This is a genomic window from Maribacter sp. (assembly GCF_049667165.1).
Classification (GTDB): Bacteria; Bacteroidota; Bacteroidia; order Flavobacteriales; family Flavobacteriaceae; genus Maribacter_A.
In genome coordinates, this window is the sequence record NZ_JBATHS010000115.1 from 1 (window position 1) to 6,125 (window position 6,125).

Sequence of the window (6,125 nt, forward strand, 5' to 3'; positions counted from 1 at the left end):
CGGAATGGAGCGAGGAATTAGGCACTAAATTCTTCGATTATTACGGAAAGGTATTTGAAGAGGGTGCTTTATCGGCACGGGAAAAATCCTTGATTGCCTTGGCCGTGTCCCATGTCGTCAAATGTCCGTATTGCATCGACGCCTATACCAAAGACGGTTTGCAAAAAGGCGTTACGAAAGAAGAAATGATGGAAGCCGTTCATGTTGGGGCTGCCATTGAAAGTGGGGCGACCTTGGTACACGGCGTTCAAATGATGAACAAATACAATAAATTATCAATGTAGAATAGTTGTGTATTGATTGTTTACGGTTGTCGATTTTTTAAGTGAAAATTTAAACGAACAATGCGCAACGAATAACGACAAAATGGTTATAAAATCACTACATGCAAGACACAACGAGCTTGCTGAAACAAATAATCAATTGAATATCCTCAACGGAGGTATTTTCGAAGAAGGGGAACTACCTTATTTTAAGGATAAAATAGCCCTTACAGGCCATTTTCCCTTGCGGCCAAAAAAGTTGGAGATTTTTCAGGTCAATGTGGGCTATATGTGCAACCAGGTTTGTGAACATTGCCATGTGGACGCCGGGCCGGACCGCAAGGAAATCATGACCCGTGAAACCATGCAATATTGTTTGGATGTTATTCGCAATACTGGCGCCCATACTTTGGATCTTACCGGTGGTGCGCCCGAAATGAACCCTGATTTTCGATGGTTTGTGGAAGAGGCGGCCAAGGCCGGTATACAGGATTTTATCGTTCGTTCCAATCTAACCATTATGAGGGCCAATAAAAAGTATCATGATTTACCAAGGTTTTTTAAAAAACACAACATTCATATTGTTTCCTCAATGCCCCACTATACACGTGGCAAAACAGATAAACAGCGTGGTGCGGGAGTTTTTGATGCATCGATAAAAGCATTACAGGAATTAAATGCCGTGGGGTATGGTCTACCCGATAGTGATTTGCGATTGGATTTGGTCTATAATCCTTCTGGTGCCTTTTTGCCTGGAGATCAAGTTGCCATGGAAAAGGATTTTAAAAAGGCGTTGAAAGAAGATTTTAATATCAGCTTTCATAATCTGTTTGCGATAACAAATCTTCCTATTGCCCGATTCTTGGATTATTTGATCGCTTCTGAAAATTATGAAGACTATATGTATGCATTGGTTGAAGCCTATAACCCTACGGCAGTAGAAAACGTAATGTGTACCAACACGATTTCGGTTAGTTGGGATGGCTGGCTCTATGATTGTGATTTTAACCAGATGTTGGATTTGAAAGTGGCCAGTAAAATAAAACATATCAAGGACTATAATGAAGATATCCTGAATGATAGGGACATCATTATCTCCCAACATTGCTATGGCTGTACCGCGGGTGCAGGTAGTAGTTGCCAAGGAACAGTGGCCTAGTTTTATATGAAATCATCGTGTTTGTAAGATTTGGCCTACCCATTTGTCCGTGGAATTATACCTTTAAACCGACCGAGCAGTTTGTGGGTTGTTGAAAAAGTAATGTAGTACATCGGGATTTCTGCATTTTAACGATTTTTTCCCTTGCCACGTCCTAAATTACTGTGCATAACACAAGGTTGGAGGTTCTTTGTATTAGACTCAACGGTCTATTTAACCATTAAACCCAATCTTATGGATAAGAACCTAAAACGCATGGCCACCATGCAACGTATGCAAGTCACAGGCTTGGAATTGTTTTACAGAAAAGGCTATGAGAATACCAGTGTCGATGACATTCTAAAAGAGCTTTCACTTTCAAAAGGAGCGTTCTATTATCATTTTGATTCGAAGGAGGACTTCTTTATCCAAATTATCGAAAACTTATTGGTACGTAGAGTATACAGTATGCTCATTGAGCCTATTGAGGGTCATGACAATGCCTTACATTTAATCACCAATTGTTTTGAGAATGCATTGGAAACAGCCGTTCATAATGAGATGGATTGTGGATTTGTCCTAAACAACTTCCTGAATGAATTCAATGGAAAGAATGAAAGAATCATGAAACACTTGAACGACATTCTTAAAATATGGGAAGTCAACTTGGTGTCCGCTATTCAAAAAGGAAAATTCAACGGTCATATCGATCGTCATGTTGATGCAGAGGGCGTAGCGCTGTTCTTAATGAGTTCATATATCGGTGTTCGTACTCTAATGGTGGAAAATTCGCCCAGTGCAAGAAAATATAGGTTCATGGCACAACTTAAACAATACTTTAAGACCATTGAAGTTAAACAAGCGACACTTTAGTCCAAGTTTAGGTTAGGCGTTCAATAGAAGGGTTACTTTTTTAAGGACGTCATTGGGATCTATAGTGGCCATTACATTTTCATAGCCTTGGGGCACTTTATTCCCATAGATGGAAGTAGGTATCAAAGGATAGGTATTTCTGTCGGATACTAATGCATTGTTTGCATCTTGCCCATAGGGATAAAACCCGGCATACGGATGGGTTACTCCCCAAAGGGTGACCGTGGGAATGCCAAATAAGGCCGCCAAGTGGGCATTGCCACTATCCATGGAAAGCATGAGGTCCAAATTGGAAATCAAAGCCAACTCCTCTTTGAATGAAAGCTTACCGACAAGGGATAGGCAGTCCTTGTGCTTAGTTTCCAAAGTCTCAAGTAGTTCCTTTTCTTTAGGTCCACCTCCAAATAAGAATATTTTATACTGATTGGTTTCTTCCAAGCCACTTACTACTTTATCCATTAAACCAAAGGGATACATTTTACCAGAATATGCCGCAAAAGGGGCTATTCCCAGCCATTTTTTGGAATTGTTTCCAATAATCTTAGATGTGTTGTTCGATACTTTTCTTTTCTCTAGAAAGTTCGTACTGGGGAGCGAAAACGGATATCCCAATTGCGCAAAAACATCGACGTAGCGCTGGTGTGTGGTTTTCAGTTGTGAGAAGACCTTGCCTTTTGATGCTGTCAACGCCTTTTTTTCTTTTCTTCCCTTGTCAATTTGGGCAAAGGGAATTCCCGTTAAACGGAAAAACTGTTTTAGGATATTACTACGAAGTACGTTATGCAAATCGGCGACGCCATCCAACTTCAATGTTCGAAGTTCACGGTAGAGCTTCCAAAGTCCATATATTCCTTTGTGTTTTCCTGAAACATCGGCAACATGAATGGATACATTGTCGAGCCCATCGAAGATGGGTCCAAAAAACCCTTTTGTCAAAACGGTGATCTTGAGTTCTGGGTAGGCATCCAAAAGTATTTTCAGGACCGGAACCGTCATGGCGACATCACCCATGGCAGATAGTCTGATGACCAGTAGGTGTTGACGCTTAGCTTTCATAAAAAACAGGAGGATTATTTTTGCCCGCGTAGTACCGGGTTCAGTTCATCGTCGTTGTACATTTTCATTTGCCTGTAGACCTTCATGTACTTTTGTCCGGTTTCGATATCACCCAACAACTGGTCTATGGCCGTGGATAGATCAACGCGTTGTTCCAAGAGCACATTCAATTTTTGACGGCACTTCTCTATATGATCTGCGGAGGCATCCTTACGATCGGCCTCTTCTTGCATATGATAGATCTTCAATGCCAAAATAGACAATCTGTCGATGGCCCAAGCGGGACTTTCCGTATTGATAGTAGCGTCTTCCATCATTTCAACCGATTGGTATTTTTTAAGGAAATAACTATCTATATACTCTACCAAATCGGTTCTGTCCTGATTGCTCGCATCGATTTTTCGCTTCAGTTCTAGGGCAGCGATCGGATCGATCTTCGGGTCCCGAATAATGTCTTCATAATGCCATTGCACCGTATCGATCCAATTTTTGCGATACAATAGATGGGCTATATCATCTTTTGGATACGGGTTTTCAAAAGGTTGGTCCACGGTATCCTTTTCATGGTATTTTAATATACTTTCCTGAAAAATACGGTTGGCAAAAGAACTGAACATCTGAACTCTATTTTTTGTAAAGATACCCTTTATTTGCTACAAAATCATAATAGACAAGAAGACGGAAAAGGGAATCAAAATTGACAAGATCAAAACAATCTCCTTGATTTTATCACGCTTGATCGATTCTATGTAATTGGTCATCAACACAGAAGCCGGGAAAAATGTCAGAAGTATTGGGTGGAGGTTTTCAGAAGAGATCAAAACATTCAAAAGCAACCCAATGATCATGGAAAATACGATAAGTCGTGTCGTCACGATTTTACCGACCCCCGAATTGCCTAGTTTTATAAAGGCCAAAACAGTCAATATAAACAAAGCCAGCATATAGATCATAAGTTTGGAACTGCTGGCCCAATTTAAATAGAAGTCGGCATCGAACTCAATGGAAAACCGATAATGGGAAACGAAAAATTGCACGTTATCCGTCAATACCAAATACGCGGAACTTATCATACCAAAAGTAACCGTTGCCGCAAAAGGAACCAGCCAATTTTTGAAGTTCTTAGGTTCATAGATATATATCGCAATAAAGACCACAAGAAGGAACATAAGGGCCCAATCATAAAAAAGACTGGCGAACAAAATCCATATGGAGGCATCGAATATCTTGATCTTCATTTTTTTCAAGGAACGCATGCTAATGAGTCGTCGAATAGCCAACAACACAAAGAAATTGCAAAGGATCGCCATGTTATCGGTCAACGTTTCCGGAAAAACCATCGTTAGAAGGGCATAGAACAACATGACAAAGGAGTTTGCCAAAGTGATCTTATTCCTTTTCACAATAAAGTCGACAATAAAAACAGTGAAAAGGAAAACCCCTATAATGACCGTTTGTCCTAACAATTGCTCTGGCTCATACGCCTTGTTGTAAAGAAAAAAATGAACAACCCAGTAGAACAAAAACAAAAAAGTGAGTACAATTATGTAGTTAATGGGCTTAGTTTTGCCAAAAATGCTTGTAATCATCTTGGGTTTTTATATTTTTGCCTCGTAAATATACTATATCATGAGAGCATTCTTTGAAGCCATACAGGATTTATTCGTAAACGGACTTTTCTTGCCGTTTGATTTTTTAAGGTTTTTGGGAAATTGGTGGGTGGCCAATACAATAAACTGGATTTTCTTTGCTCTTTGTTCTATTGCTTTTGTTTATTGGATGCTTCAGCTTAAAAAGTCTAATGACAATAATGAAGAGGATAAGTCGATTACTTCGCATTCCTATTTATAGATCAAACCCAATATCTTTTCGAAAGTTCATCTTGTCAAATTGTATCTTTTTGATGTTTTGATAGGATTTTTGTAGTGCTTCCTTATAATCATTCCCGAAGGAGGTGATGGCCATTACCCTACCACCGTTGGTTACCACCTTCCCATCTTTGCTATCTGTTCCGGCATGAAATACGATGGAATCCTGAACGTCTTCAAATCCGGTAATGACTTTTCCTTTTTCGTATGCCTCAGGATAACCACCTGACACCAACATTACAGTGGTCGCTGTACGTGTATCAAGTTCCAAGTCGATTGCATCCAATGTTTGATCGGCTACGGCTTGAAAAACTTCAACAAGATCCGTTTTTATTCTTGGTATCACCACTTCGGTCTCGGGATCACCCATTCTAACATTATACTCGATGACAAAGGGGTCATCCCCTACTTTTATCAATCCGATAAAGATAAAGCCCTTATAGGGCAAATTATCTATTTTAAGGCCATCTACCGTCGGTTTTACGATGCGCTCATGTATCTTAGCCATCAATTCCTTATCCGCGAAAGGAACCGGTGATATGGCCCCCATGCCCCCTGTATTCAATCCTGTATCCCCTTCACCGATTCTTTTATAATCCTTTGCCGTAGGTAAAACTTTATACCCTTTGCCGTCGGTGAGTACAAAAACACTCAATTCAATGCCCGATAAGAACTCCTCGATGACCACCTTGGAACTTGCATTCCCAAATTTAGCGCCGACCAACATGCTTTTAAGTTCCTCCTTGGCCACATGCAGCTGATTTAAGATCACAACCCCTTTGCCCGCAGCCAATCCGTCGGCCTTTAAAACATAGGGTGGTTTCAATGATTCCAAAAATGCATAGCCCTGCTCGAGCGTATTTGGGGTAAAACTTTGATAGGCCGCAGTTGGAATATTGTGCCTGAATAGGAATTCCTTTGCAAATT

Annotated in this window: 8 protein-coding genes; 4 read left to right on the plus strand and 4 right to left on the minus strand. The window is 40.3% G+C overall.

The features are described from left to right. From WBM98_RS06140 to WBM98_RS06150, 3 genes are all read left to right on the plus strand, one after another. The coding region (locus tag WBM98_RS06140) for an arsenosugar biosynthesis-associated peroxidase-like protein (RefSeq protein WP_424365147.1) at nucleotides 1-284 on the plus strand (284 nt) is incomplete at its 5' end. Nucleotides 285-366: 82 nt separating this feature from the next. Next, a complete protein-coding gene (gene arsS, locus WBM98_RS06145; protein WP_424365148.1) occupies nucleotides 367-1,422 on the plus strand; it encodes an arsenosugar biosynthesis radical SAM (seleno)protein ArsS in 1,056 nt (351 codons plus the stop codon). 234 nt (nucleotides 1,423-1,656) lie between these two features. After that, nucleotides 1,657-2,274 carry a TetR/AcrR family transcriptional regulator gene (locus tag WBM98_RS06150; protein WP_424365149.1) on the plus strand — a complete coding sequence of 206 codons (618 nt, stop codon included), beginning with the start codon at nucleotides 1,657-1,659 and terminating at the stop codon, nucleotides 2,272-2,274. 12 nt (nucleotides 2,275-2,286) lie between these two features. Here the strand turns inward: WBM98_RS06150 and WBM98_RS06155 are convergent, their stop codons facing one another. Genes WBM98_RS06155 through WBM98_RS06165 form a run of 3 tightly spaced genes read right to left on the minus strand, consistent with a single transcriptional unit; the run spans nucleotide 2,287 to nucleotide 4,919 of the window. After that, nucleotides 2,287-3,330 carry a glycosyltransferase family 9 protein gene (locus WBM98_RS06155; RefSeq protein ID WP_424365150.1) on the minus strand — a complete coding sequence of 348 codons (1,044 nt, stop codon included), beginning with the start codon at nucleotides 3,328-3,330 and terminating at the stop codon, nucleotides 2,287-2,289. Between the two features lie 14 nt (nucleotides 3,331-3,344). After that, the gene (locus WBM98_RS06160; protein ID WP_424365151.1) at nucleotides 3,345-3,947 is read right to left on the minus strand and encodes a DUF4254 domain-containing protein; all 603 of its coding nucleotides are present in this window, start codon (nucleotides 3,945-3,947) and stop codon (nucleotides 3,345-3,347) included. Nucleotides 3,948-3,983: 36 nt separating this feature from the next. Beyond that, on the minus strand, nucleotides 3,984-4,919 hold the full coding sequence (locus tag WBM98_RS06165; RefSeq protein ID WP_424365152.1) for a hypothetical protein: 936 nt from the start codon (nucleotides 4,917-4,919) through the stop codon (nucleotides 3,984-3,986). A 40-nt stretch (nucleotides 4,920-4,959) separates the two neighbouring features. Here WBM98_RS06165 and WBM98_RS06170 point away from each other — a divergent pair, with 40 nt between their 5' ends. Continuing rightward, nucleotides 4,960-5,181, plus strand: a complete 222-nt coding sequence (locus tag WBM98_RS06170) for a DUF6341 family protein (protein ID WP_424365153.1) — start codon at nucleotides 4,960-4,962, stop codon at nucleotides 5,179-5,181. Here WBM98_RS06170 and purD read toward each other — a convergent pair. Continuing rightward, on the minus strand, nucleotides 5,176-6,125 hold a 950-nt coding region (gene purD, locus WBM98_RS06175), incomplete at its 5' end, for a phosphoribosylamine--glycine ligase (protein WP_424365154.1). The genes WBM98_RS06170 and purD overlap by 6 nt on opposite strands.